Below are 25,643 nucleotides of genomic sequence, written 5' to 3'. Positions count from 1 at the left end.
AACCTCGGCGGCTCACTGCGAGCCTCGGAACCGCGGGCCCTCCACGATCAGCCCGGACACCAGCGCACCCGACATGCCCGCGTGCGGCAGTCCGCCGCCCGGGTGTGACCAGCCGCCGACCGTGAACAGCCCTTGCAGGCCCGTGGAGTTGGCGGGATGCAGCAGCCGCCCCCCGGCCGCGGCCAGTGCCGGCGCCGGGACCGCCCCGCCCGCCGCGCCGGTCTCCCGCGCGATGTCGGCGGGGGTGCGCACCTCGCGCCACAGGACGCGGTCGCGCAGACCGGGGACGGCTCGTTCGGCGGCCGCGACCAGCGCGTCCACGTGTGCCTCGTGAATCTCCGCGCCCGCGGGCACCACCGCACCGAGCGTGACCGCCTCGTGGGCGCCGTCCGGGACCAGGGCCGGGTCGTCGGGCCGCAGGACCGTCACCGTCGGTCGCGCGGGCACTGACGGCGCCGTACCGAAGAGGCTCTCCAACTCGCCGTCACGGTCCTGCGAGTGCACCGCCGTCCGGTGCGCGGTCCCCTCCGGCCGGGCGCCGCGCAGCGCGAGCAGTACGGCCAGCCGGCTCGGCAGGCTCTGCTGGGGAGCGACCTCGCCGTCCGCGCGGGCGGGCAGACCGCCGGTGCTGCCGGGGGCGACCACGAAGTCCGCATCCCGCACCTCGCCGTCGGCGAGTTCCACGCCCACCGCCCGGCCGTCCTTCTCCAGGATCCGGATGACCTCGGCGCCGAAGACGAACTCCACCCGCCGGGCCAGACACCGCTCGTGGACCGCGCGGGCCAGCTCCCGCATCCCCCCGCGTACGTACCAGGTGCCGAAGGCGTGCTCCATGTACGGCAGCACGGCCGCGCTCGCCGGGGTGACCCGCGGGTCCAGGCCGTACGCGAGCGCGTGGCCCTCGAGCAGCGCGGTGAGCCGGGGGTCACGCAGCTCCCAGGCGCCGACCTCGGCGAGGGTGCCCGCCCGACGGGTGCGCAGCAGGCGCTTGTGCGGGACCGCCGGGTAGGGCTCGCGGGCCGCCAGCACCGACCAGTCGTCCCACAGGGGCTCCTCCAGGAGCGGACGGCGGGTGCGGTCCCAGGCTTCGCGGGCCCGGACCAGGAAGTCGCCCCAGCGCTGCCCGGCCGGCGCCCCGAGTGCCGCGTCCAGTGCCGCGACGACCCCTGCCCGCGAGGCGTTCGGCAGCGCCACCTCGGTGCCGTCCGCGAAGACGTGTCGTGCGGACGGATCGACCTGGACCAGCTCGACGCAGGCCTCCAGCGGCTCCTTGCCGGTCTTGACGAAGAGGTCGCGGTAGACGGCGGGAAGGGGCAGCAGACCGGGACCGGTGTCGAAACCGAACCCGTCCCGTTCGAAGCGGCGCACCGCTCCGCCGTACGTCTGCGTACGCTCGTACACCGTCACCCGATGGCCCGCGACGGCCAGCCGGGCGGCCGCCGTCAGCGCGCCCATGCCGGCGCCGATCACCGCAATCCCTGCCATGCCTGCGACTTTATCGGCCGCCACCGACAGCCACGCCGTCAGCCCGGTGGCGGCGGCCACGGGAGCCGGGCGAGCCGGCGTTCCTCCCGCCGCTGCGCCCTGCGCCGCAGGAACCGGCGGATCCGCGAGACGAGGAGGAAGAGGACCGCCAGACCGGCCAGCAGCAGGGCCCCCGCGATGATCGCGGCCGCTTCCGGGTGGAACATCGCGAACGTCACGATCCCGGCGACCCCGAGATCCTCGGCCAGGCTCACGACCACGTTGCTGAACGGCTCGGGCGAGGAGTTCACCGCCATCCGGGTGCCGGCCTTGACGGCGTGGCTGGCCAGCGCCGTCGAACCGCCGAGCAGGCCCGCCGCCGCGTCGGAGAGCGAACCGCTCTGCCCGGCGAGCACCGCCCCGACCCAGGCTCCCGCCGCCGGCCTGACGACCGTGTGCACGGTGTCCCACGCGGAGTCCACGTACGGGATCTTGTCGGCGACCGCCTCGCAGAGGAACAGGAGGCCTGCGGCGATGAGCACCTCGGGCCGCTGGAGGGTCTCGGGGACGTCTTCGCTCAGCCCGGTCGCGCCGAACACGCCGAGCAGCAGCACCACCGCGTAGGCGTTGATGCCGCTGGCCCAGCCGCTGGTGAACACAAGGGGGAGTACGGACACGGACGCGATCGTAACCAGTCGGCCGCGCGGCGTCCTGGGGATGAGTGCGCAGAGCTGAGTACGCGTACCTAGTGGGTGAGTTGAGTACGCGCGCGGATGGGGGCGGACCTGCGCTAACGAGAGAGTGGTGGCACGGAAAGAGGAGCGGCTCCGGCACCGGCGACACGGGGCGCCGGAACGGAGCGGCCCTCGATCCGCTCCTTCCGCCGGCCGGTTCGGCGGGAGCGAGGCGCGGGGGGCACCCCGGGGGAACGACCGAACGGGGGAGGGAACGGGGGAACAGGGGGAACGGGGGAGCACGAGGAAGCGCCGGTTCGAGGCGGCCCACGGGGGACGGGGCCACCGCGGACCGGCGCTTCCTCGTGCCCACGCGCGCGTGGCGCGGTTCAGCCCCGCACCACGCGCGCGTGGGCTACCGGTGACCGCTCACCCGTCCCTGGAGCAGCCGGGACAGCGCCGAGTGGACGTCGTCCAGGGAGCGCTCCGGCTGGAAGGCCTGCCAGTCCAGCGCGGCCACCAGCACCATGCCGACCAGAGCGGCCGCCGTCAGCGGGACATCGATCTCGTCGCTGAACTCGCCGTTCTCGACGCCCTCGCGCAGCACCCCCTCGACGACGGCCACCGCCTCCTGCCGGACCACCATGAGGGTGGACTGCCAGGCACGGTTGGTGCGCCACAGCTCGGCCACGTAGAGCTGGGTGAAGGACGGGTAGCGGTCGATGAAGACGAGGCCCGCGCGGACCATCGCGTCCAGGGCGTCGACCTTGCTGCCGCCGCTCCGCGCGGTGCGCTCGGCCGCCTCCCGCAGCGAGGCGGTGAGGAGGCCCACGCCGTGCCTCAGCAGTTCCTCGAAGAGGACCGACTTGCTCGCGAAGTTGTAGTAGACCGTGCCCTTCGCGACGCCGGCCCGTTCGGCGATCTCGTCCACGGTCGTCGCGGAGAAGCCCTGCTCGGCGATGAGCGTGACGGCTGCCTCGTAGAGCTTCTGCCGGGTGGCCTCGCGGCGGGTGCTGCCGCCCGGGGTGGTGCTGCTTTCCATGGTCCTGATTGTCACAGGAACCCGGCCCGCCGGACGCCGGATCCTCACAGGCTCAGCTCCGGGTGCAGCCGGTCCAGTGTCCACACCTGGCGGCGGCGCGCCGACAGGGCGGTCAGCGCGAGGGCGCCCGCGGTGAAGGCGACGAGCACCACGCACGCGTGCCACACCGGTGTCAGGCCGCCGCCCGTGATGAGCCTCCTGAGCGCGTCGACGACGTGACTCATCGGCAGGTAGGGGTGGATCGCGTTGAAGAAGCCGGGGCTGGTCTGCACCGGATAGGTGCCGCCCGCCGACGTCAACTGCAGCATGAGCAGGGCGAGTACGAGGATGCGGCCCGCTGCCCCGAAGCGCGCGTTGAGCCACTGCACGAGGGCGGCGAAGCACGCCGTCACCAGGAACAGGAAGCCCACCGTGCCGGCCGCCCTTGCCATCTCCAGGCCGATCGCCCAGTGCAGCACGGCCATCAGGGCGGTCGTCTGGAGCACCCCGATCGCGACCACCGGCAGCCAGCCCGCCAGCGCGATCCGCCACGCCGGGGCGCCCGCGGCGAGTGCGCGCCGGTTCATCGGCGCGATCAGCATGTACGCCACCATCGCGCCCACCCACAGCGACAGCGGGATGAAGTACGGGGCGAAGCCGGTGCCGTAGTTGGGCGCCTTGTGCAGGTCCTTGGAGGCGAGCTGCACGGGGTCGGCCATGACGGCGGTGCGCGCGTCGCGCTGCTGCGTGTCGTAGTCGGGGATCTGTTCGGCACCGTCGTGCAGGCCGTCGGCGAGCTTTCCGGAGCCGTCGGAGAGCTTGAAGATGCCGCCGTTGAGGTCCTGGGCGCCCGTCTCGAGCTTGGTGACACCCTCGTCGAGGTCGACCGACCCCGTCTTGGCCGTGCCGAGCCCGGTGTGCAGCTTCTTGGCACCCTTGGCGACCTTCGCGGCGCCCGTGTTGAGTGCGTTGACCTTGGTCACGGCGTCGTCGAGGTCCTCGGAGAGGTGCGGGGCGCTGTCGGCGAGCGACTGCGCCTGCTTCTGGAGGGTGGCGAGGTTCGTGCGGAGCGTCTTCAGGTCGCCGTCCTGGTCGGCGATCAGCGTGTTGAGGTCGTCGGCGACCTTCGCCACGTCGGCGGCCGCGTCCTTGGCCTTCTTGAGGTCGGCGCACGCCGGGTCGGGCAGTACCGGCGTCTCGCAGCGCGCCTTGTGGACGGCGGCGAGGGTGTCCGAGGCCGTGTGGGCGCCCTCGGCGGCGGTCGGCGCCAGCTTGACCAGGGTGGCGAGGTTGTCGCGGATCACCTTGGCCGAGTCGGCGACCAGTTGGGCGGTGTCCCCGATGGTCTTCTCGTTGTCCTTGACGAAGGGCCCCAGCGTGTCGGCGACCCCGTTGACCTTGTCGGCGAGCGTCTGGGTGCCGTCCGCGACCTTCTGCGAACCGTCCTCCAGGTCGTCGGCGCCCTTGTCGAGCTTCTTCAGGCCCTTCGCCAGCTTGCCGCTGCCGTCCTTGGCGTCGCTCAGCCCGTCGGCGAGGTCCTTGGAGCCCTTCTCGGCCTTGCCGATGCCGCCGGTGAGGTCGTCGGCCCCGTCGGCGGCCTTCGCGGTCGCCCCGTGGATGTCGGAGAAGGAGACGAAGATCTTGTCCAGGAAGGACCGCGAGGTCTTCGTGGACGCGGCCGTACGCACCTCGCTGAAGACCGTTCGCGAGATCTGCCCGACGATGTAGTTGTTGGCGTCGTTGGTGCGCACCTGGAGGGCGCTCGTCTCGGGCGAGTCGCCCGCGCTGGAGGCGATCCGTCCGCTGAAGTCGGCCGGCATGGTCAGCGACAGGTAGTACCTGCCGTCCTCCACGCCCGCGCGTGCTTCGGCGGCACTCACCTCGTGCCAGTCGAAGACCTCGCTGTCGCGCAGGCCCTTGGTGATGTCGTCCCCGGCGGTGATCCTCTTGCCGTCGGCGGTGGCGCCCTTGTCGTCGTTCACGAGTGCCACGGGAATGCGGTCCAGGCGGCCGTACGGGTCCCAGAAGGACCACAGGTACAGCGCGCCGTACAGCAGGGGCAGCAGCAGGAGCGCGACGAGGGCCGCCCGGGGGAGTTTGCCCCGGCCGAAGCGCCGCAGCTCAAGCGCGGCCAGTCTCGGCGATCGCATCCGTCTTCTCCTCTTCCTGCTCGGACCCGGTGGGCTCGGTGGACTCGGTGGGCTCGGTGGGCTCACTGGACTCGGTGGACCTGGCCGTCTTTCGGGCGGATCCGGCGGCGGGCTCGTCGGAGGCCTCGATGCCGTCCTTCTGGCCACGGGCCTCGTCGGCGTCCTTCCGGTCAGGGGCCTCGTCGGCGTCCTCCCGGTCAGGGGCCTCGTCGGCGTCCTCCCGGTCGAGCGGGGCGGCCTGCGGGCCGGTGGAGACCGTGACCGTGCCCTCGGGGGCCTCGCCGCACACCGCGAGGACGGTCGTCCCCGCCTCGGCGAGGGATCCGAGCAGCGCCCAGACCTCCTCCCGCTCGGCGTCCGTGAGCTTCAGGTCGATGTCGTCGACACCGAGCAGCCCGGGGCGTCCGATGAGCGCCAGCGCCACGGACAGCCGCAGCGCTTCGAGGCGCTCCAGATCCCGGACGGCGGTCCGCGACCCCTTGGGCAGGGCCTCCCGGTCGAGCCCGGCGGCGGCGAGCGCGGTGTCGATCCGCAGCCCCACCTCGGCCGCCCGCTCGGCGCGCGGTCGCAGCAACTCCCGTACGGGGCCGCCGAACCGCCGCTCCAGCAGCGCCCGTTCGCGCAGGTGCTCCCCGACGGTCAGGGCCGGGTCGAGGTCGGTGACCCCGGCGACGTGCGCGAGCGCGCTGACGCGCCGCACGGCGGCCAGTTGCTTCGGCAGCCGTGCCCCGCCCACGGTCGCCGTCCCCTCGGTGGCCTTCATCCGCCCGGTGAGGGCGAGCAGCAGACTGGTCCGCCCGGAGCCGGACGGCCCCTCGACGGCGATCAACGAGCCCGGCTCCGCGTCGAGGCCGACGCCCCGGAACGCCCATCCGCGAGGGCCTCGGAGCCCGAAGCCGTCGGCGGTGACACCGACTCCGTCCACAGGTCCCCCTGATTGACGACTATTTGAACTGACTGGTCAGTGCAAAAACTAGCCCGAACCTTCGATCGAAGCAAAAGCCCAGGTCAGAACGGATTGTCAGTGCCATACCCCACGATGGGCACATACGGCAACCCGTATCAGGGCGTGCCGTCACACAGACGACAGGAGGTTCGTCATGGCCACCTACCACGCAGCCGCCGCAAACCGGCGCCGCGCCGCCGGCCCTGCCCCCTCACTGAACGGCCCGGCGAGCGATGTGCACCCCGTGCTGCGCCGCACCACGGCCCCGCCCGCCGCCCTCGACCTGCTCGCCCAGGCCCGCGCCGGGCTGGACGAGGCGGCCGTCCTCGAAACCCCCAACGAGCGCTACGCCACGGCGCATCTGGCCGCCCTGCGCACCGCGGCGGCCGTGCTCGCCGCCCGGGGCCGCCCCGATCCCGCCCCGCGCCGCCGGGCCCGCATCCGGAGCGCCTGGGAAGTGCTCCCCGAGATAGCGCCCGAACTCACCGAGTGGAGCGCGTTGTTCGCCTCCGGGGCCCGGCGCCGTGCCCGGGCCGAGGCGGGCATCCAGGGCGCGGCCAACCGCCGGGACGCCGACGACCTGATACGCGACGTGGCGATGTTCCTCCGCCTCGTCGAACGCATGCTGGTGCTCCAGCCGGTCCTGCCGCAGCCGCGCCAGGAGGGGGAGGACCCGGACGGCTCCGGTGCGGGACGCGACCTGCCGGACGCGGGCTGACATGCCCGCCGCCGGGGCGCACCACCGTGACCGGGCAAAGGCGCCGGAGGCAATAGGGTGGAAGGCGCCTGAAGCCTTGCCTCCGCCCACCCTGCCCCGCCCGCACCGGGCCGGGTCGGATCGGGCCGGGAAGGCAGCCCGTTCGCTCCGCCGCGCAAGAGGCGGTGCCGTGCCGAGGAGTCAACTGCCGTGTCGGACCCGATGCGCCCGCCCGTCTCCCACCACAGCCCGCACCCGACGCCGCTACGCTCCGACCCCCCTCGGCCCCGCGCCGCTCTCCGTACGGCCGTGGTCTGGGAGGTCCTTCAGGACGCCCTCGAGCGCCGGGTCAAGACGACCGGGCGTGAGTCGCTCGACGTCCTCGACACCGGCGGCGGCAGCGGGAACTTCGCGGTGCCCGTCGCCCTCCTCGGGCACCGGGTCACCGTCGTCGACCCCAGCCCCAACGCGCTGTTCGCCCTGGAGCGCCGCACCGCCGAGGCCGGCGTCGCCGATCGCGTGAAGGGCGTCCAGGGCGACGCCCACGGGCTCTTCGACGTGGTCGAACGGGGCGGCTACGACGTCGTCCTGTGCCACGGAGTCCTGGAGTACGTGGACGACCCGGCCGAGGGCGTCCGCAACGTGGTGGCCGCGCTGCGCTCCGGCGGCGTCCTCAGTCTGCTCGCCGCCGGACTCGGCGGAGCCGTTCTCGCGCGCGCCCTCGCCGGCCGCTTCAAGGAGGCCCGGCAGGCCCTCACCGGCCCGGACGGCCGTTGGGGCGAGGGCGACCCGGTGCCGCGCCGCTTCACGGCCGAGCAGCTCACCGCCCTGGTCGAGGGCGCGGGCCTGCGGGTCGGGTCGGTGCACGGCGTGCGGGTCTTCGCCGACCTCGTCCCCGGTGTGCTCGTGGACACCGAGCCCGGAGCCATGGAAGCCCTGCTGAAGCTGGAGGAGGCCGCCGCCGAACTAGCCGCCTTCCACTCCGTGGCGACCCAGCTTCACGTGCTGGGGGAGACGCAGGGGGCCGACGGGAGCTGAGTGCCTCCTGGGGCGCACCGCTGATCAGGGCCTCTGCAGCGCATGGAGTACGCCACAGGCCCCCCGTTCGGGCGCAGTGCGCCGTATGATCGAGGGAGACCGCCCGGCATGACGGGTCGGCTCCTGGGGAATGAAACCTCAGCGGGCCGGGACGTCCATGACGGGCTCCGGTTGGCCAATTGGCGTAGAGGGGCGGGTTTCACGGGGGCGATTCCCTGCCTATCCTGAAGGGACCCCCCGGGTCGCCCCGGCGACTGCACGATGAGGAGGACTCCGTGCCGCTCTCGGAGCACGAGCAGCGCATGCTCGAGCAGATGGAGCGAGCGCTGTACGCCGAAGATCCCAAGTTCGCGTCGGCGCTCGAGGGAAGCGGGCTGCGTACGTACACCCGGCGGCGGGTCTACCAGGCGGTCGCAGGCTTCCTCGTGGGTATCGCGCTCCTCATGGCCGGTATGGTCGCCAAGCAGGTCTGGCTGAGCGTGGTGGGCTTCCTCGTCATGCTGGGCTGCGCGGTTCTCGCCGTGACCGGCTGGCGCAAGGCGCCCAAGCCGGGCGAGCAACCCGCGGCAGGTGCCGCAGGAGCCCCGGGTACCCCGCACAGTCGTGGTCAGGGTCGGCAGAAGCGCTCCATGATGGACCGGATCGAGCAGCGCTGGCAGCGCCGCCGTGATGAGCAGGGCGGTCACTGACCGCAGTACCACCCCCATGCGAAGAAACGTTGAGGGGGCGACCACCCGGCCGGGTGGTCGCCCCCTCAACGTTTCTGCCGTCCCAGCCGCGCGTCCCCGGCTTTTGCAGAGCCCCTGCGTGCCCTGCGCACCCTGGCTGCCCTGCGTGGCCCGTGCTCGGCACGGGCCGGCCGGTGCTCGAGTCGGGCTCGGGCCCGGCTCGGGCCGAGCACGGGTCCACCTGGACGCCGGCTCGGCCCTTTCTCGGCTTCTCAGCCGCTCTGCTCTTGGCTCTGTGGCCCGGACGGTCGGCGCACGAGAGTCGCCAGACGGGCCGCCCAGGACGCCTTGAGGGCCGTCCAGCGGTCATGGAGATCCCAGACCGCGCGGATGGCCGAACGCGGTGCCACGACGGCACGCACGCGCGTGGTCCAGCCGACCCGCTCGCGCAGGGCCCCCCGCACCTTGCGCACGTCGTCGGCCAGGCCGCCCTCGGCCCTGGGCTCCGGAGCGAACAGCACCTGTTCCACGGCGCCGGCGACCCGGTGCACCGAACGGCCCACCGTCTCGTCCAGCTCCCCGATCCGGACGATCCGCGCGGCCGCTCGCCGCGGGGTCAGCGCGTCGTCCGGCTCGATGCCGTAGTCCCAGGCCGAGTCGGTGAGCTCGCGCCACACCGCCAGCACATGCTCGACGGCCGCCTCACCGGCCTCCTGCGGCGGCACGTCCAGCAGCACCGCCGGACCGGGGTCGCCCGGCTGCCGGACGTCCCCGCCCTTCCCGCCGTCCTTGCGCCGGCCCGGGGGTGCCCCGGCGGGCGAGGACGCGGAGTGCTGGGCGGACGCCAGTCGCACCGCACGTCGTCTCAGCCGCCACAGCATCGGCAGCAGCGGCAGGGCGAGTGCCGCCGCCCCCAGCAGCGTCCATCCGGCGACCTCGTACCAGGGGGGACCGCCGCCGTCCTGCTCCGTCGGGTCCAGCGGCAGCGCGGCGGCGCAGCCCTCGAGCTTCTTGTCCTGGGCCGAGCAGCTGGTGCTCGCCGACGGCTCGGTCGAAGGCCCCGCGTCCGCCGAGCGGGAGGCCTGCGGCAGGTCGGGAACGGTCTCGCCCGTACTGTCCGGCAGCGTGTACGTGGGCGTCGTGCCCCGGGTCGGGGTCGGCTCGAAACGGGTCCAGCCGACGCCCTCGAAGTACAGCTCCGGCCAGGCGTGCGCGTCCTTCAGGCCCACCGCCAACGAACCGTCCGCCTGCGGGGAACCCGGCGCGAAGCCCACCGCGACCCGCGCCGGTATGCCCAGCGTGCGGGCCATCGCGGCCATCGCGAACGAGAAGTGGACGCAGAAGCCCTGCTTGTCCTTCAGGAAGCGGGCGATCGCGTTGGGGCCGCTGCCGACCTCGACCTCGGTGTCGTACTCGAAGCCGCCGGTCACCGCGAAGTAGTCCTGGAGCGCAACCGCCTTCTCGTAGTCGCCGGTGGCGCCCTTGGTGATCTCCCGGGCCTGCTGCCTCACCACCGCGGGGAGGGAGTCCGGGACCTTGGTGTAGGTGCTCTTCACGGAGCCGGGCGCCTCGGGCGCCGAGGCCAGCTGCTCCGCCGTCGGCTGCACATCGAGGCTCGTCACCTGGTACGTCTTGCCGTTGGTCTTCTGGCCGTGGTCGCCGACCAGCGTCATGCCGACCGGCTCGTACCGCCAGTTGCCCTTGATCTGCACGCTGCTGGGCGGGTACGGCATCGGCAGCCAGTCCTGGCCGTAAGCGGCGGCGGCCGCGATCCGGGTCGTGACCTCGGTGCGCTTGACGTCCTGACCCAGGCCGGTGGGTGAGGGGAACTCGTCCGGCACGGCGATGATGTGACGCTTCGCCGGCTTCCACGTCGTGCCGTCGAAGTCGTCCAGCGACACGATCCGCAGGTACATGTCCGAGATGTTGCTGGTGGTGGTCCGCAGGGTCAGGACCGTGCGGTCCTCGTCCACGTTCAGGCTGTCGCGCAGCGACACCAGCGGGTTGACCGCGGAGATAGTGCCCCCGCTGCCGTTGCCCGCGCCGACACCGGTGCCCGCCCCGTCCAGCAGCCCGCCCTGTATCGCCGGCAGCGGCAGGAGCGGTACCACGAGGGCGACACCCAGCGCGGCCATGCCGATACGGCGGCCGGTGCGCACCGGGGCCACCGGGCCGGACGGTCCGCCCGGACCGCGCGGCGCCCCGCCGAAGACCCGGCCCCACTGCGAGAGCCGTTCCCGGCCCTCGGCGAGCAGCAGCATCAGATAGCCGGCCGCGGCGACCAGGAACCACAGCCAGTCGGTCACCCCGTCGGACAGGCCCGCGGCGACCGAGTACAGCGCCAGCAGGGGCAGGCCGGCCGGGGCCGCGTTGCGGTAGGTCACCGCGAGGGTGTCCACCGCCAGACCGATCACCAGCACCCCGCCGATCACCATCAGCCGGATGCCGTCGGACAGCGGGGCCGGGATCGCGTACCGCCCCACGTCGTCGGTGCCCGTCTGGAGCAGGTCACCGAAATGACGGAAGGCCTCCGGGCCGGGGATCAGGCCGGCGAGGGCGTGCTCCCGGGCGAAGAACAGGGTCAGCAGTACCAGCGTGACCAGGGTCTGGGCGGCCACGGTCAGCGGCCGGGCCAGCGGCACCCGCCGGGTCGCCGCGCCCACGCCGGACTGGACGGCCAGCAGGAACGCGGCCTGGAGGAGCCAGGTCGCCGGGGTGACAAGGGGCAGCAGGGCGCACGAGGCCATCAGCGTCGCCGCCGCCGAGCACAGCGTCAGTCGGGCCCGCCCGCTCATGACCGTCCCTCCCCGCCGCTCGTCGTCATCACGCCCGCCCGCTCGCGGTCCGCCTGGCGCCACAACTCGTTCAGCGGAGCGCCCCGCGGCACGCTGAGGGCTGTCCAGCCCGCCTCGCGCAGCATCCGCAGCCGCTCCTCCTGCCTGTTCATCGGATCGGGAGCGCCGTTCGGTTCACGCGCCCAGCTGTCGCCGTCCAGCAGGAAGGCGACCGCGCCTCCGCTGCGCTGGCGCATCCTCGCGGCCACCGCCGCCTGCTCCTCGTCGAGATCGCCGAGAAAGGCCACCAGCAGTCCCTCGTTGCCGCCGCGCAGCACGTCGTACGCCCGGGACAGGCCCGTGCCGTCGGAGTGGTCGACCACCGCCAGGGTGTCCATCATCAGCCCGGCCGCGTCCGCCGACTCCTGGCTCGCGCCGGCGAACCCGTCGGAGCCCTCACCGGGCACCGAGTTGCCCGTGTCCGTCAGCAGCCGCACCGAGAAGCCCCGCTCCAGCATGTGCACCAGCACGGACGCGGCGCCCGAGACCGCCCATTCGAAGGCGGAGTCCGGGCCCGCGCCCTGGTAGGAGAGGCCCCGGGTGTCCAGCAGCACCGTGCAGCGGGAGCGCTGCGGCTGCTCCTCGCGGCGCACCATCAGTTCGCCGTAGCGGGCGGTCAGACGCCAGTGCACCCGGCGCAGGTCGTCGCCGTAGCGGTAGCCGCGCGGGATCACGTCGTCCTCGCCGGCCAGCGCCAGCGCGCGCAGCCGTCCGTCGCCGTACCCCTTGGCCTCGCCGCTCAGGCGGACCGGGGGCAGCGGCTCCACGCGCGGGATCACGGTCAGCGTGTCGTAGGTGGAGAAGGCCCTGGTGAGTTCGCACATGCCGAAGGGATCGCTCAGGCGCAGCTGGAGCGGGCCCAGCGGGTAGCGGCCGCGCAGGTCGGAGCGGACCCGGTAGGACACCTCGCGGCGACCGCCCGCCTCGACCCGGTCCAGGACGAAGCGGGGGCGCGGACCGAGCACGTACGGCACCCGGTCCTGCAGCATCAGCAGGCCGGTGGGCAGCCGCGAGACGTTGTCCATCCGCAGGTGGACGCGGGCCTCGCTGCCGGCGGGCACTCGGGCGGGAGACAGCCGGCGGCTGCCGGCGACCCGGTAGCGGGTGCGGTAGACGACGGCCGCGCAGATCAGCGGCAGAGCGGCCAGCAGCAGCCCGACCCGCAGCAGGTCGGGCTGCCCGAGCACATAGGCGCAGATGGCGGCCGCGATGCCGGCGGCGAGGAAGGAGCGGCCGCGGGTGGTCAGACCGGCCAGGGCCGTGCGTGCGCCGCCCTTCTCGCCCTTCTCCCCGTGGCCCGTGGACGGCTGCCCGGTCCCCCCGGCGGTCATCACAGCCTCCGCGACTGCTGCTGGCCGTACGCCTGTGTGCCGTGGCCGAGTCCGTACCCGTGCTGCTGGGGGCTCGCGGGCACCGAGGTGCGCTGGATGATCTCCTCGACGACCTGCTCCGCCGTGCGGCGGTTCAGCTGCGCCTGCGCGGTGGGCAGCAGACGGTGGGCCAGGACGGCCACGGCGAGGTTCTGCACGTCGTCCGGGAGCGCGTAGTCCCGGCCGCTGAGGGCGGCGGTCGCCTTGGCCGCGCGCACCAGGTGCAGCGTCGCGCGCGGGGAGGCGCCGAGTCTGAGGTCCGGGTGGGTGCGCGTGGCGGAGACCAGGTCGACCGCGTAGCGGCGGACCGAGTCGGCGACGTGGACACCGCGGACGGCGTCGATCAGCTTCACGATCTCGTGGGCGTGCGCGACCGGCTGCAGGTCGTCCAGCGGGCTGACCCCGCCGTGGACGTCGAGCATCTGGAGCTCGGCCTCCGGGCTCGGGTAGCCGATGGAGACACGGGCCATGAAACGGTCGCGCTGGGCCTCGGGCAGCGGGTAGGTGCCCTCCATCTCGACCGGGTTCTGGGTGGCCACGACCATGAAGGGACTGGGCAGCTCGTACGTCGTCCCGTCGATGGTGACCTGGCGCTCCTCCAGCGACTCCAGGAGCGCCGACTGCGTCTTGGGCGAGGCGCGGTTGATCTCGTCGCCGATCACGATCTGCGAGAAGATCGCGCCCGGCTTGAACTCGAATTCCCGGCGCTGCTGGTCCCAGATGGACACCCCGGTGATGTCCGAGGGCAGCAGGTCGGGCGTGAACTGGATACGGCGGACCGAGCAGTCGATGGACTTCGCCAGCGCCTTGGCCAGCATCGTCTTGCCGACGCCCGGCACGTCCTCGATCAGCAGATGCCCCTCGGCGAGGAGCACGGTCAGCGAAAGCCGTACGACCTCGGGCTTGCCCTCGATCACTCCCTCCACCGAACTGCGGACACGCTCCACAGTGGCGGTCAGATCTGTGAGGCTCGCTCGCTCGTCATAGGTCGTCACCCGGCCCTCCTCGGCCCAAACTTTCTCCGGGCCGACGCTCTGTGCGGCAAACCGGCCCACCCCGAATCACGGACGCCGTGCACGAACTGCTCAGCGTGACGTCACACCCGCATTCTTGCTGCCGTTACCGATTCGTGTCACTCGCCTGTGGACAACTGTCCTCGATATGTCGGTGTTATGACTATTTGGGCGTCCGAGGTGCGGAAATCAACAGCGAAACGACAGCGAACGACGGCGTCCGTGAACGGTCGCACAGGGGCTCGGGGGCGATTACGCGGGGTCGATCTCGCGCAGCAGGCCCGTCTTCACGTCGAACACGAAGCCGCGCACGTCGTCGGTGTGCACCAGGAACGGGGAGGTGCGCACCCGCTGCATCGACTGCCGTACGTCCTGGTCGACGTCCCGGAAGGCCTCCACCGCCCAGGCCGGACGCTGGCCGACCTCCATCTCCAGCTCGGTGCGGAAGTCCTCGGTGATCGCCTCGAGGCCACAGCCGGTGTGGTGGATGAGGACGACGCTGCGCGTGCCCAGCTTGCGCTGGCTGATGGTGAGCGAGCGGATCACGTCGTCGGTGACCACGCCGCCGGCGTTGCGGATCGTGTGGCAGTCGCCGAGCTCGAGGCCGAGCGCCGCGTGCAGGTCGAGTCGGGCGTCCATGCAGGCCACGACCGCGACGTGCAGAACGGGCCGGGCGTCCATGCCGGGGTCGGAGAAGGCGGCCGCGTACCGCTCGTTCGCCTCGACGAGGCGGTCGGTGACGGTGTCGTCGGTTATGGCGCCTTCGGGCCGTGCGGGAACCGATGCAGAAGTCGTCATACCGATGACGGTACTGGTCACGTGCGTTCTGGGCCTGCTGTGAGAACGGAAAAAGAGTGTCATCACGTGCTCTTTGTGAGGTAAGCCACAGAGGAGGCGGGGAGGGGATCCCGTCGGGCCGCGCCGCGCAGGCCGGTTGATTGACCGCGAGACACCGTGGACTAAAGTGACGCGAAGCGGGAGGCGACGATCTCCCTGCTGGACTGAACCCCGTGAGACCCCGGCCCGGCCGCCGGAGATCTCCCCGCGGCGCCGGCAGGCCTTCCCTTCCTCAGGGGGCGGGGACCCGGCGATGCGTACACCCGCCGGATCTGAGAGGGCCCCTTGAGTCACAGTCGACACGTCCCGGTGATGCTCCAGCGGTGCCTGGACCTGTTGGCCCCCGCCCTCCAGCGGCCGGGATCGGTGGTGGTCGACTGCACACTCGGCCTCGGCGGCCACAGCGAGGCCCTGCTGACGCAGTTCCCCGAGGTCCGGCTCGTCGCCCTCGACCGCGACAAGGAGGCGCTGCGCCTGTCCGGTGAGCGCCTCGCCCCGTTCGGCGACCGCGCCACCCTCGTGCACGCCGTCTACGACGAGCTGCCCGACGTACTGGACCGGCTCGGCATCGCGCGCGTGCAGGGCGTCCTGTTCGACCTCGGCGTGTCCTCCATGCAACTCGACGAGGCCGACCGCGGCTTCGCCTACGCCCAGGACGCCCCGCTCGACATGCGGATGGACCAGACGACCGGCGTCAGCGCGGCCGAGGTGCTCAACACGTACCCGCCCGGTGAACTGGTCCGGATCCTGCGGGCGTACGGCGAGGAGAAGCAGGCCAAGCGAATCGTCTCCGCAGTGATGCGTGAACGCGACAAGGAGCCGTTCACCAACAGCGCGCGGCTCGTGGAGCTGATCCGCAACGCCCTTCCCCAGGCCGCCAAGCGCACCGGCGGCAACCCGGCCAAGCGCACCTTCCAGGCGCTGCGCATCGAGGTCAACGGTGAACTCTCCGTCCTGGAGCGGGCGATCCCGGCGGCGGTGGAGGCGATCGACGTGGGCGGGCGGATCGCCGTCCTGTCGTACCAGTCGCTCGAAGACCGGCTCGTGAAGCAGGTGTTCGCGGCCGGTGCCGCCAACACCGCGCCGCCCGGGCTGCCGGTCGTCCCCGAGCGCTACCAGCCCCGGCTCAAGCTGCTCACCCGCGGTGCCGAACTTCCCACCGAGGAAGAGATCGCCGAGAACCGGCGTGCCACCCCGGCGCGCCTGCGCGGGGCCGAGCGAATCAGGGAGTCCATCGAATGACGGGCGTGAGCCGAGGGTTCGGAATTCCGACCCGGGGGAGGCCGAGTGAGTAGGAAACCCGAACTGAAGGGGAGGGCCGCCCGGCTCGCGCGACTCTTCCCGGCCGGCCCGCGGCAGGCGGCCCGTACCCCGTTCGTCCTTCTCGTCGTCCTTCTCCTGGGCGGCGGTCTCATCGGACTGCTCGTGCTGAACTCCGCGCTCAGCGAGGGCTCGTTCAAGATGGACGACCTCCAGAAGGACACCAAGAGCCTCACCGACGAGGAGCAGGCGCTCCAGCGGGACATCGACTCCTACTCCGCCCCCGACGCCCTCCAGCGCCGCGCACGCGAACTCGGCATGGTCCCCGGCGGAGACCCGGCCTTCCTGAATCCCGACGGCACCGTGAAGGGCGTCCCCTCGCCCGCCGCCCAGCAGTCCCTGCAGGAGGCTCCCTCCGCCGTACGGCCGCCGGAGGCCATCCTGCTCTCCCAGACGATCGAGGCGCCGCCGTCCCCGGCGACATCCCCGCCGAGCACCCTTTCCGAGCCGACCGAGCCCCCGGCCCCGAGCGCCGCCCCGACCGAAGCCATCCCCGAGACCCCCGGCAGGTGACGGAAGTGTCCGACAGGGAACCGCCGCGCCGGCGCGTGCCCGGCCCCGCCCGGCCCTCCCGCCCCGTGTCCGCCCAGCGGCGGCCGGGCCCCGGCGCCCGTCCCGCCCGCCGCCCGACCGCACCCGCTCCACGCCCCGCGGCGCAGCGTGTCATCCGGCTCGGCAGCCCCCGTCCGCGCCTGCGGATGGTCGGCCTCGCGCTGACCCTGGTGCTGATCGCCTTCGTCGTCCGTCTGCTCCAGGTGCAGGCCGTCGACGCGAGCGCTTACGCCGCCAAGGCCGAGCAGAACCGGTACGTCGGCCAGGTGCTGGCCGCCGAGCGGGGCGAGATCACCGACCGCGCCGGTGTGGCCTTCGCGACCAGCGTGGACGCCTACGACATCACGGCCGACCCCACGATGTTCACGCGCGCGCAGCTGAAGGTCGGCGACGCCCCCGAGCAGGCGGCGGCCCTCCTCGCGCCGATCCTCGGCCAGCAGCAGTCCGCGCTCGTCAAGAAGCTGCGGCCGAAGGACGCGAGCCTGCGTTACGTCAAGCTGGCCGGCCGGCAGACCCCGCAGGTCTGGAAGCAGATCAAGGACCTGAGATCCGCCCTGTCCACCAAGGCGGAGACGGACAAGTCCACCGTCAACGTCCTGGCCGGCGTCTTCTCCGTTCCCAGCAGCAAGCGCGTGTACCCGAACGGGAACCTCGCCGCCGGGATACTGGGCTGGGTCAACGCCGACGGCAAGGGCGGCGGAGGTGTCGAGCAGCAGCTGAACGCGACCCTGACCGGCAAGGACGGCAAGATCCGCTACGCCCAGTCCGGCGGCCGCCAGGTCCCCACCGTGGGCTCCACCGAGACCCCCGCGGTGCCCGGCTCCGACGTCGAGCTGACGATCGACCGAGACATCCAGTGGGCCGCGCAGAACGCCATCACCGAGCAGGTGGAGGAGTCCCGGGCGGACCGCGGCTACGTCATCGTCCAGGACAACCGCACGGGCGAGATCCTCGCCATGGCCAACTCGCCCGGCTTCGACCCGGGCGACCTCTCGCAGGCCAAGTCCGCGGACATGGGCAACGCCTCCGTCCAGGACGCCTACGAACCCGGCTCCACGGCCAAGGTCATGTCGATGGCCGCCGTGCTGGAGGAGAACGCCGCCACACCGCTGACGCATGTCACCGTGCCCAACCGGCTGCACCGCGGCGACCGGCTCTTCCAGGACGACATCGACCACGCCACCTGGTACCTCACGCTCAACGGCGTGCTCGCAAAGTCCAGCAACATCGGCACCATCCTGGCCACCGGCCAGCTCGGCAAGACGCAGGCCCAGGCCAACCAGGTCCTCTACTCGTACCTGCGCAAGTTCGGCATCGGCAGCCAGACCGGACTCGACTTCCCCGGTGAGACGAAGGGCATCCTGGCCCAGCCCGGCAAGTGGTCGACCTCGCAGCAGTACACGATCCCCTTCGGCCAGGGCATGTCCCTCAACGCGCTCCAGGCGGCCTCGGTGTACTCGACGATCGCCAACGGCGGGGTCCGTGTGGAGCCCACCCTGGTGCGCGGAACCAAGGGCCCGGACGGACGCTTCACCCCCGCCGAGGCGCCCGCGAAGACCCGGGTCGTCAGCCAGAAGACAGCGAAGACCCTCGCCCAGATGCTGGAGTCGGTGGTGGACGACGAGGAGGGCACGGGCGCCAAGGCGCGGATCCCCGGCTACCGCGTCGCGGGCAAGACCGGTACCGCCAACCGGGTCGATCCGGCCACCGGCACCTACAAGGGCTACACCTCCTCGTTCGCCGGGTTCGCGCCCGCCGACAACCCCCGGGTCACCGTGTACTGCGCCATCCAGAACGCCACCAAGGGCAGCTACTTCGGCGGCCAGATCTGCGGTCCCGTCTTCAAGCAGGTCATGGAGTTCGCCCTGAAGACCCTCCAGATCCCACCGACCGGCGCCAAGGCCGCGAGCCTCCCTGTCTCCTTCACCCCCTGACCGTCCCGCACCGCCCGCCTCGACCCCCGCCCCGTCACTGTTCAGCGCCGAACAAGCCAGGAACCAGCCCGTGACCATGATCACTCCCGACCCCGGGAACCCCGCACCGCCCGCATCGTCGTCCGCGGCCCCGCCCTCGCTTCGCCCGCAGGCGGGTACGCCCGGTACGCTCACCGCCGTGCCACACGCTGATCAGTCCCAAACCCCCCAGAAGGGCGCTTCCGTGACATATCCGGGACCGCCGCGACCGGCTCAGGTCTCCGCAACACCCCTCGCGGAGCTCGCCGATCAGCTGGGTGCCGAGCAGCCGGGAAGCGCCGCCGTCGAGGTCACGGGCATCACCCACGACTCGCGCGCGGTCCGCCCCGGCGACCTGTACGCCGCCCTGCCGGGCGCCCGCCTGCACGGCGCCGACTTCGTCACCCAGGCCGCGGGCCTGGGCGCGGTCGCCGTCCTGACCGACACCGCCGGCGCGGAACGCGCCGCCGCGACCGGCCTGCCGGTCCTGGTGGTCGACGACCCGCGCGGACGGATGGGCGAACTGGCGGCCACGATCTACGGAGCCCCGGGCCGCGACCTGCTCCAGATCGGCATCACCGGCACCTCCGGCAAGACCACCACCGCGTATCTCATGGAGGGCGGCCTCAAGCCGGTCAGGTCGACCGGACTGATCGGCACCGTCGAGACGCGCATCGGCGACGAGCGGATCAAGTCCGAGCGCACCACCCCCGAAGCCACCGACCTCCAGGCGCTGTTCGCGGTCATGCGCGAGCGCGGTGTCGAGGCGGTCGCCATGGAGGTTTCCAGCCACGCCCTGGTCCTCGGCCGGGTCGACGGCTGTGTCTTCGACATCGCCGTCTTCAACAACCTCAGCCCGGAGCACATGGAGTTCCACTCCGGCATGGAGGACTACTTCCAGGCCAAGGCGCAGCTGTTCACCCGGAAACGCAGCAAACTCGGCGTGGTCAACTTCGACGACGAGTACGGCCGCCGGCTGATCCGGGAGGCGGAGGTCCCGGTCGTCAGCTTCTCCGCCGAGGGCGACCCGGACGCCGACTGGCGCGCGGTCGACGTCGAGATCGGTCCGCTGGACTCGACGTTCACCGTCGTGGGCCCGGACGGGGTGCGGGTCGCCGCCAGGGCGCCGCTGCCGGGTTCCTTCAACGTGGCGAACACCCTCGCCGCGATCGTCGCCCTCGCCGTCGCCGGCATCGACCCGCGGACCGCCGCCGAAGGTGTCGCCGCGGTACCGGGCGTGCCGGGCCGGCTGGAGCGCGTGGACGCCGGGCAGCCCTACCTCGCGGTCGTCGACTACGCCCACAAGACGGACGCCGTCGAGTCGGTCCTGAAGGCGCTGCGCAAGGTCACCAAGGGCCGGCTGCACGTCGTCCTCGGCTGCGGCGGCGACCGGGACCGCACCAAGCGCGTCCCGATGGGCGCCGCGGTGGCCCGGCTCGCCGACACCGCCGTACTGACCTCCGACAACCCCCGCTCCGAAGACCCCCTCGCGATCCTCGCGACGATGCTTCAGGGCGCGGCGTCCGTGCCCGCGCACGAGCGCGGTGAGGTCCTGCTGTTCGAGGACCGGGCCGCCGCGATCGCCGCGGTCGTCGGCCGCGCGCACGCCGGGGACACCGTGCTGATCGCGGGCAAGGGCCACGAGCAGGGCCAGGACATCGCCGGGGTGGTCCGTCCGTTCGACGACCGCCAGGTGCTTCGCGAAGCTATCCAGCAGACCCAGGGATGAACTTGTGATCGCCCTCTCCCTCGCCGAGATCGCAGCAGTCGTCGGCGGGCAGACCCACGACATACCGGATCCGTCCGCGGAAGTCACCGGACCGGTCGTCCGGGACTCCCGTGAGGTGGTGCCCGGCAGCCTCTTCGTCGCCTTCGTCGGCGAACGCGTGGACGGCCACGACTACGCGGCCGCGGTCGTCGAGGCGGGCGCGGCGGCCGTACTGGCCTCGCGGCCCGTCGGCGTCCCCGCGATCGTCGTGGACGACGTCCAGACGGCGCTGGGCGCCCTCGCCCGGCACGTCGTGCAAAAGCTCGGCGCGACCCTCGTCGCGCTCACCGGCTCGGCCGGCAAGACCAGCACCAAGGACCTCGTCGCACAGGTCCTGCGCCGCAAGGCGCCCACCGTCTTCACACCGGGCTCGCTCAACAACGAGATCGGGCTGCCCCTGACCGCCCTGTCCGCGACCGAGGAGACGAAGTTCCTCGTGCTCGAGATGGGCGCCCGCGGGATCGGCCACATCCGCTACCTCGCCGATCTGACGCCCCCGAAGATCGGCCTCGTCCTCAACGTCGGCACCGCGCACATCGGCGAGTTCGGCGGCCGCGAACAGATCGCACAGGCAAAGGGCGAGCTCGTCGAGAGCCTGCCGCCGGCCGGTGAGGGTGGCGTCGCGATCCTCAACGCCGACGACCCGTTGGTACGGGCCATGGCCTCCCGTACGAAGGCGAAGGTGGTCTTTTTCGGAGAGTCCGGCGAAGCGGACGTACGGGCCGAGAACGTGCGACTCACGGACAGCGGACAGCCCGCCTTCAGCCTTCACACACCCTCCGGGTGCAGCGACGTGACCATGCGCCTGTACGGTGAGCACCACGTGTCGAACGCGCTCGCAGCGGCCGCCGTCGCCCATGAGCTGGGCATGTCCGCGGAAGAGATCGCCACCGCGCTCTCCGAGGCGGGCTCCCTCTCCCGCTGGCGGATGGAGGTCACCGAGCGCCCGGACGGCGTGACGATCGTCAACGACGCCTACAACGCGAACCCCGAGTCCATGCGAGCCGCTCTGCGCGCGCTCGCGGCCATGGGCAAGGGGGGCCGGACGTGGGCGGTGCTCGGCAAGATGGCCGAGCTCGGGGACGAGGCGCTCGCCGAGCACGACGCGGTCGGACGGCTCGCCGTCCGGCTCAATGTCGGCAAGCTCGTCGCGGTCGGGGGCAGGGAAGCCGCCTGGCTGCAACTGGGCGCATATAACGAGGGTTCGTGGGGTGAGGAGTCGGTGCACGTGTCCGACGCACAGGCGGCGGTCGACCTGTTGCGCAGCGAGTTGCGCCCGGGGGACGTCGTACTCGTGAAGGCGTCCCGTTCGGTCGGCCTCGAGAGCGTCGCGCAGGCGTTGCTCGCGACCGGCACCGAGGGTGAGGTCGCCGCCCGATGATGAATCAGATCCTGTTCGCGGGTGTGATCGGCCTCTTCCTGACGCTGGTCGGTACGCCGCTGCTGATCAAGCTGCTGGCGCGCAAGGGCTACGGCCAGTACATCCGCGACGACGGCCCGCGCGAGCACGCCAGCAAGCGCGGTACGCCGACCATGGGCGGCATCGCCTTCATCTTCGCGACGATCGCCGCGTACTTCCTGTCCAAGGTGATCACCGGCAAGCCCCCGACCTACTCGGGTCTGCTGGTGCTCGGCCTGATGACGGGCATGGGCCTGGTCGGCTTCCTCGACGACTACATCAAGATCGTCAAGCGGCGTTCGCTGGGTCTGCGGGCCAAGGCGAAGATGGCCGGCCAGCTGATCGTCGGTATCGCCTTCGCGGTGCTCTCGCTGCAGTTCTCCGACTCGCGCGGCAACACCCCGGCCTCCACGAAGCTGTCCTTCATCACGGACTTCGGCTGGACGATCGGCCCGGTGCTGTTCGTCGTCTGGGCGCTGTTCATGATCCTCGCGATGTCCAACGGCGTGAACCTGACGGACGGTCTGGACGGCCTCGCCACCGGCGCCTCCGTCCTCGTCTTCGGTGCCTACACCTTCATCGGTGTCTGGCAGTTCCAGGAGTCCTGCGCCAACGGCGAGACCCTGACCAACCCCAGCGCCTGTTACGAGGTACGCGATCCGCTGGACCTCGCGGTCATCGCGTCCGCGCTGATGGGCGCCTGCCTCGGCTTCCTGTGGTGGAACACCTCGCCGGCCAAGATCTTCATGGGCGACACCGGTTCGCTGGCGCTCGGCGGTGTGCTCGCGGGCCTCGCGATCTGCTCCCGCACCGAGCTGCTGATCGCCCTCCTGGGCGGCCTGTTCGTACTGATCACGATGTCGGTGGTCATCCAGGTCGGCTCCTTCAAGCTCACCGGCAAGCGGGTCTTCCGGATGGCGCCACTGCAGCACCACTTCGAACTCAAGGGCTGGTCCGAGGTCCTGGTGGTGGTCCGTTTCTGGATCATCCAGGGCATCTGTGTGATCGTCGGACTGGGCATCTTCTACGCGGGATGGGCAGCGGACAAGTGACCGACTGGCAGGGGAAGAACGTCACCGTCGCCGGGCTCGGCGTCTCCGGCATCCCGGCGGCCAAGGTGCTGCACGGGCTCGGCGCGAAGGTCACCGTCGTCAACGACGGCGACGACGCACGCGCGCGTGAGCAGGCCGCCGAGCTTCAGGCACTGGGCGTCACCGTGCGCCTCGGTGACGGGGCGACCCTGCCCGAGGGCACCGAACTCATCGTCACCGCACCCGGCTGGAAGCCCGACAAGCCGCTGTTCACGGCGGCCCACGAGGCCGGGGTACCGGTCTGGGGCGATGTCGAACTCGCCTGGCGGCTCAGGGAACTGGACGGCCGGAAGGCCGCTCCCTGGCTGTGCGTCACCGGCACCAACGGCAAGACGACCACCACCCAGATGCTGGCGTCCATCCTGAAGGCGGCCGGCCTGCGCACGGCGGCCGTCGGCAACATCGGTGTCTCCCTGCTGGACGCCGTCCTCGGCGAGGAGCCGTACGACGTCCTCGCCGTGGAGCTGTCCAGCTACCAGCTGCACTGGGCGCCCTCGCTGCGCGCCCACTCCGCCGCCGTCCTCAACCTCGCTCCCGACCACCTCGACTGGCACGGCTCCATGGAGGCGTACGCCAAGGACAAGGGCCGTGTCTACGAGGGCAATCAGGTCGCCTGCGTCTACAACGTCGCCGACAAGGCCACCGAGGACCTGGTCCGGGAGGCGGACGTCGAGGAGGGCTGCCGGGCGATCGGCTTCACCCTCGCCGCCCCCGCGCCGTCCCAACTCGGTGTCGTGGACGGCATCCTGATCGACCGCGCCTTCGTCGAGAACCGGCAGCAGAACGCCCAGGAGCTCGCCGAGGTCTCCGACGTCCGCCCGCCCGCCCCGCACAACATCGCCAACGCCCTTGCCGCGGCGGCCCTCGCACGCGCCTTCGGGGTGCCCGCCAAGGCCGTACGGGACGGCCTGCGGGCCTTCACACCGGACGCCCACCGCATCGCCCACGTGGCGGACGTGGACGGCGTCGCGTACATCGACGACTCCAAGGCGACCAACACGCACGCGGCGGAAGCCTCGTTGGCGGCCTATGAGTCGATCGTCTGGATCGCGGGCGGACTGGCGAAGGGCGCCACCTTCGACGAGCTGGTCGCCAAGTCGGCGAAGCGGCTTCGCGCGGCGGTGCTCATCGGCGCCGATCGCGCCCTGATCCGTGAAGCCCTGGCGCGACACGCCCCGAAAGTACCCGTCGTCGACCTCGAGCGGACGGACACTGGGGCGATGCTCGCGGCTGTCCAGGAGGCTCGGCGCCTCGCCGTCGAAGGCGACACGGTGCTCCTCGCCCCGGCCTGCGCCTCCATGGACATGTTCGTCAACTACAACCAGCGCGGTGACATGTTCGCCCAGGCGGTTGGCGAACTCGGAACCTGACCCGGCCGCCTGCCGGGCGACCTTGGGAGGGACGCGTGGGACCGTCACGGCCGACCTACGGCTCGGCAGCCGGGTACAGCGGTTGCGCCGCGCACCGGGGAGCAACGGATGCCCGGTAGCCGTACCGGGCGTCCGCCTGTCCAGCGGACCGTCCGCAGACCCGCGACAGCCTCCCGCCCGCTCCGCGACAACCCCGTACGACGGCTCCGCACGCGTGCGCAGAAGGCCTGGGACCGGCCGCTGACCGCGTACTACCTGATCTTCGGCGGCAGCCTGCTGATCACCGTCCTGGGCCTCGTGATGGTCTACTCGGCGTCCCAGATCACCGCGCTGCAGATGTCGTTGCCGGGATCGTTCTTCTTCCGCAAACAGTTCCTGGCGGCCTCCATCGGGGCCGCGCTGCTGCTGGTCGCCTCCCGGATGCCGGTGAAACTGCACCGGGCGCTCGCCTACCCGATCCTCGCCGGCGCCGTGTTCATGATGGCGCTGGTGCAGGTGCCGGGGATAGGGATGTCGGTCAACGGCAACCAGAACTGGATCTCGCTCGGCGGCTCCTTCCAGATCCAGCCCAGCGAGTTCGGCAAGCTCGCGCTGGTGCTCTGGGGCGCCGATCTGCTCGCCCGCAAACAGGACAAGAAGCTGCTCGCGCAGTGGAAGCACATGCTGGTGCCGCTGGTGCCGGTCGCGTTCATGCTGCTCGGGCTGATCATGCTCGGCGGCGACATGGGCACGGCGATCATCCTGACGGCGATCCTGTTCGGACTGCTGTGGCTGGCGGGGGCGCCCACGCGGCTCTTCGTCGGGGTGCTGTCGATCGCGGCGACCCTCGGTGTGATCCTTATCAAGACCAGCCCGAACCGGATGGCCCGTCTGCAGTGCATCGGCGCGACCGACCCCGGCCCCGGCGACGCCTGCTGGCAGGCGGTGCACGGGATCTACGCCCTGGCCTCCGGCGGGATCTTCGGCTCGGGGCTCGGTGCGAGTGTGGAGAAATGGGGCCAACTCCCCGAAGCCCACACCGACTTCATCTTCGCCGTCACCGGCGAGGAACTGGGTCTCGCGGGGACGCTGTCGGTACTCGCCCTGTTCGCGGCTCTAGGCTATGCGGGTATCCGCGTGGCCGGACGCACGGAGGACCCCTTCGTGAGGTATGCCGCGGGAGGCGTGACCACCTGGATCACCGCTCAGGCGGTGATCAACATCGGTGCGGTGCTCGGCCTGCTGCCGATCGCCGGCGTCCCGCTCCCGCTGTTCTCCTACGGGGGTTCCGCCCTGCTGCCGACCATGTTCGCCATCGGGCTGCTCATCGCTTTCGCACGCGACGAGCCCGGTGCGCGGGCGGCGCTTGCGATGCGGCACCCCCGCTTTGGTAGAAAGCGGGGGGCTGGGGGCTCCGCTTTCGACCGGAGCCCCCGGAGATGGAACACGATGCGACGGCGTGCCTCGGCGGCGCGTCCGTCCGGAGAGCGGTGAATTTCG

The 25,643-nt window shown here is 71.9% G+C and carries 20 protein-coding genes; 11 read left to right on the top strand and 9 right to left on the bottom strand.

Features of this window, described 5'->3' with window-relative positions; genetic code table 11:
- Window positions 1-12: 12 nt before the first annotated feature.
- The 5 genes from OG736_RS12940 to OG736_RS12920 form a co-directional block, all read right to left on the bottom strand.
- Window positions 13-1,485, bottom strand: a complete 1,473-nt coding sequence (locus tag OG736_RS12940) for a phytoene desaturase family protein (RefSeq protein ID WP_327182564.1) — start codon at window positions 1,483-1,485, stop codon at window positions 13-15.
- Window positions 1,486-1,523: 38 nt separating this feature from the next.
- Complete coding sequence (locus tag OG736_RS12935) at window positions 1,524-2,141, bottom strand: DUF4126 domain-containing protein (protein ID WP_327182563.1); 618 nt, start codon at window positions 2,139-2,141, stop codon at window positions 1,524-1,526.
- A 412-nt stretch (window positions 2,142-2,553) separates the two neighbouring features.
- Complete coding sequence (locus OG736_RS12930) at window positions 2,554-3,180, bottom strand: TetR/AcrR family transcriptional regulator (RefSeq protein ID WP_327182562.1); 627 nt, start codon at window positions 3,178-3,180, stop codon at window positions 2,554-2,556.
- 44 nt (window positions 3,181-3,224) lie between these two features.
- Window positions 3,225-5,309 (bottom strand): YhgE/Pip family protein, encoded by a 2,085-nt coding sequence (locus OG736_RS12925; protein ID WP_327182561.1) that lies wholly within the window; start codon window positions 5,307-5,309, stop codon window positions 3,225-3,227.
- Window positions 5,281-6,234 carry an ATP-binding cassette domain-containing protein gene (locus tag OG736_RS12920; protein ID WP_327182560.1) on the bottom strand — a complete coding sequence of 318 codons (954 nt, stop codon included), beginning with the start codon at window positions 6,232-6,234 and terminating at the stop codon, window positions 5,281-5,283. The genes OG736_RS12925 and OG736_RS12920 overlap by 29 nt, the downstream gene beginning before the upstream one ends.
- A gap of 175 nt (window positions 6,235-6,409) precedes the next feature.
- On the opposite strand from OG736_RS12920, the gene OG736_RS12915 reads away from it, so the two are divergent.
- From OG736_RS12915 to OG736_RS12905, 3 genes are all read left to right on the top strand, one after another.
- Window positions 6,410-6,973, top strand: a complete 564-nt coding sequence (locus OG736_RS12915; protein ID WP_327182559.1) for an SAV_6107 family HEPN domain-containing protein — start codon at window positions 6,410-6,412, stop codon at window positions 6,971-6,973.
- Window positions 6,974-7,162: 189 nt separating this feature from the next.
- On the top strand, window positions 7,163-7,990 hold the full coding sequence (locus OG736_RS12910) for a methyltransferase (RefSeq protein ID WP_327182558.1): 828 nt from the start codon (window positions 7,163-7,165) through the stop codon (window positions 7,988-7,990).
- Between the two features lie 275 nt (window positions 7,991-8,265).
- The gene (locus OG736_RS12905; protein WP_020129944.1) at window positions 8,266-8,679 is read left to right on the top strand and encodes an SCO2097 family morphological protein; all 414 of its coding nucleotides are present in this window, start codon (window positions 8,266-8,268) and stop codon (window positions 8,677-8,679) included.
- A gap of 251 nt (window positions 8,680-8,930) precedes the next feature.
- Here the strand turns inward: OG736_RS12905 and OG736_RS12900 are convergent, their stop codons facing one another.
- The 4 genes from OG736_RS12900 to OG736_RS12885 all read right to left on the bottom strand — a co-directional run bounded on the left by OG736_RS12900 (window position 8,931) and on the right by OG736_RS12885 (window position 14,736).
- Window positions 8,931-11,453, bottom strand: a complete 2,523-nt coding sequence (locus OG736_RS12900; protein ID WP_327182557.1) for a transglutaminase TgpA family protein — start codon at window positions 11,451-11,453, stop codon at window positions 8,931-8,933.
- Window positions 11,450-12,823 (bottom strand): DUF58 domain-containing protein, encoded by a 1,374-nt coding sequence (locus tag OG736_RS12895; RefSeq protein ID WP_327182556.1) that lies wholly within the window; start codon window positions 12,821-12,823, stop codon window positions 11,450-11,452. The genes OG736_RS12900 and OG736_RS12895 overlap by 4 nt, the downstream gene beginning before the upstream one ends.
- A complete protein-coding gene (locus tag OG736_RS12890) occupies window positions 12,823-13,857 on the bottom strand; it encodes an AAA family ATPase (protein ID WP_054242860.1) in 1,035 nt (344 codons plus the stop codon). Before OG736_RS12890 ends, OG736_RS12895 begins: the two co-directional genes overlap by 1 nt.
- A 270-nt stretch (window positions 13,858-14,127) precedes the next feature.
- Window positions 14,128-14,736, bottom strand: coding sequence for a beta-class carbonic anhydrase (locus OG736_RS12885; protein ID WP_442817029.1), 609 nt, complete (start codon window positions 14,734-14,736; stop codon window positions 14,128-14,130).
- A gap of 261 nt (window positions 14,737-14,997) precedes the next feature.
- Between OG736_RS12885 and rsmH the strand changes: the two genes are divergently transcribed.
- The 8 genes from rsmH to ftsW all read left to right on the top strand — a co-directional run bounded on the left by rsmH (window position 14,998) and on the right by ftsW (window position 25,637).
- Window positions 14,998-15,954, top strand: a complete 957-nt coding sequence (gene rsmH, locus OG736_RS12880) for a 16S rRNA (cytosine(1402)-N(4))-methyltransferase RsmH (RefSeq protein ID WP_327182554.1) — start codon at window positions 14,998-15,000, stop codon at window positions 15,952-15,954.
- 45 nt (window positions 15,955-15,999) lie between these two features.
- The gene (locus OG736_RS12875) at window positions 16,000-16,545 is read left to right on the top strand and encodes a cell division protein FtsL (RefSeq protein ID WP_327182553.1); all 546 of its coding nucleotides are present in this window, start codon (window positions 16,000-16,002) and stop codon (window positions 16,543-16,545) included.
- A gap of 5 nt (window positions 16,546-16,550) precedes the next feature.
- Window positions 16,551-18,518, top strand: a complete 1,968-nt coding sequence (locus OG736_RS12870) for a peptidoglycan D,D-transpeptidase FtsI family protein (RefSeq protein WP_327182552.1) — start codon at window positions 16,551-16,553, stop codon at window positions 18,516-18,518.
- Between the two features lie 70 nt (window positions 18,519-18,588).
- Complete coding sequence (locus OG736_RS12865; protein WP_442817028.1) at window positions 18,589-20,265, top strand: UDP-N-acetylmuramoyl-L-alanyl-D-glutamate--2,6-diaminopimelate ligase; 1,677 nt, start codon at window positions 18,589-18,591, stop codon at window positions 20,263-20,265.
- Between the two features lie 4 nt (window positions 20,266-20,269).
- The gene (locus OG736_RS12860) at window positions 20,270-21,685 is read left to right on the top strand and encodes a UDP-N-acetylmuramoyl-tripeptide--D-alanyl-D-alanine ligase (protein WP_327182550.1); all 1,416 of its coding nucleotides are present in this window, start codon (window positions 20,270-20,272) and stop codon (window positions 21,683-21,685) included.
- A complete protein-coding gene (gene mraY / locus OG736_RS12855) occupies window positions 21,682-22,755 on the top strand; it encodes a phospho-N-acetylmuramoyl-pentapeptide-transferase (RefSeq protein WP_020129934.1) in 1,074 nt (357 codons plus the stop codon). The genes OG736_RS12860 and mraY overlap by 4 nt, the downstream gene beginning before the upstream one ends.
- On the top strand, window positions 22,737-24,164 hold the full coding sequence (gene murD, locus OG736_RS12850; protein ID WP_327182549.1) for a UDP-N-acetylmuramoyl-L-alanine--D-glutamate ligase: 1,428 nt from the start codon (window positions 22,737-22,739) through the stop codon (window positions 24,162-24,164). Before mraY ends, murD begins: the two co-directional genes overlap by 19 nt.
- Before the next feature lie 108 nt (window positions 24,165-24,272).
- Complete coding sequence (gene ftsW / locus OG736_RS12845) at window positions 24,273-25,637, top strand: putative lipid II flippase FtsW (protein ID WP_327182548.1); 1,365 nt, start codon at window positions 24,273-24,275, stop codon at window positions 25,635-25,637.
- Window positions 25,638-25,643 lie beyond the last annotated feature (6 nt).

The organism is Streptomyces sp. NBC_01334 (genome assembly GCF_035983595.1).
Lineage (GTDB): Bacteria > Actinomycetota > Actinomycetes > Streptomycetales > Streptomycetaceae > Streptomyces > Streptomyces coriariae.
Note: the sequence above shows the minus strand (reverse complement) of the source record. Positions and strands in the feature narration are given on the sequence as shown.

Excerpts from the sequence above, each read along its gene's own strand:
- OG736_RS12940 (WP_327182564.1), bottom strand. The coding sequence starts at position 1,485 with ATGGCAGGGATTGCGGTGATCGGCGCCGGCATGGGCGCGCTGACGGCG.
- OG736_RS12930 (WP_327182562.1), bottom strand. The coding sequence starts at position 3,180 with ATGGAAAGCAGCACCACCCCGGGCGGCAGCACCCGCCGCGAGGCCACC.
- OG736_RS12925 (WP_327182561.1), bottom strand. The coding sequence starts at position 5,309 with ATGCGATCGCCGAGACTGGCCGCGCTTGAGCTGCGGCGCTTCGGCCGG.
- OG736_RS12915 (WP_327182559.1), top strand. The coding sequence starts at position 6,410 with ATGGCCACCTACCACGCAGCCGCCGCAAACCGGCGCCGCGCCGCCGGC.
- OG736_RS12900 (WP_327182557.1), bottom strand. The coding sequence starts at position 11,453 with ATGAGCGGGCGGGCCCGACTGACGCTGTGCTCGGCGGCGGCGACGCTG.
- OG736_RS12895 (WP_327182556.1), bottom strand. The coding sequence starts at position 12,823 with ATGACCGCCGGGGGGACCGGGCAGCCGTCCACGGGCCACGGGGAGAAG.
- OG736_RS12885 (WP_442817029.1), bottom strand. The coding sequence starts at position 14,736 with ATGACACTCTTTTTCCGTTCTCACAGCAGGCCCAGAACGCACGTGACC.
- mraY (WP_020129934.1), top strand. The coding sequence starts at position 21,682 with ATGATGAATCAGATCCTGTTCGCGGGTGTGATCGGCCTCTTCCTGACG.
- murD (WP_327182549.1), top strand. The coding sequence starts at position 22,737 with ATGGGCAGCGGACAAGTGACCGACTGGCAGGGGAAGAACGTCACCGTC.
- ftsW (WP_327182548.1), top strand. The coding sequence starts at position 24,273 with ATGCCCGGTAGCCGTACCGGGCGTCCGCCTGTCCAGCGGACCGTCCGC.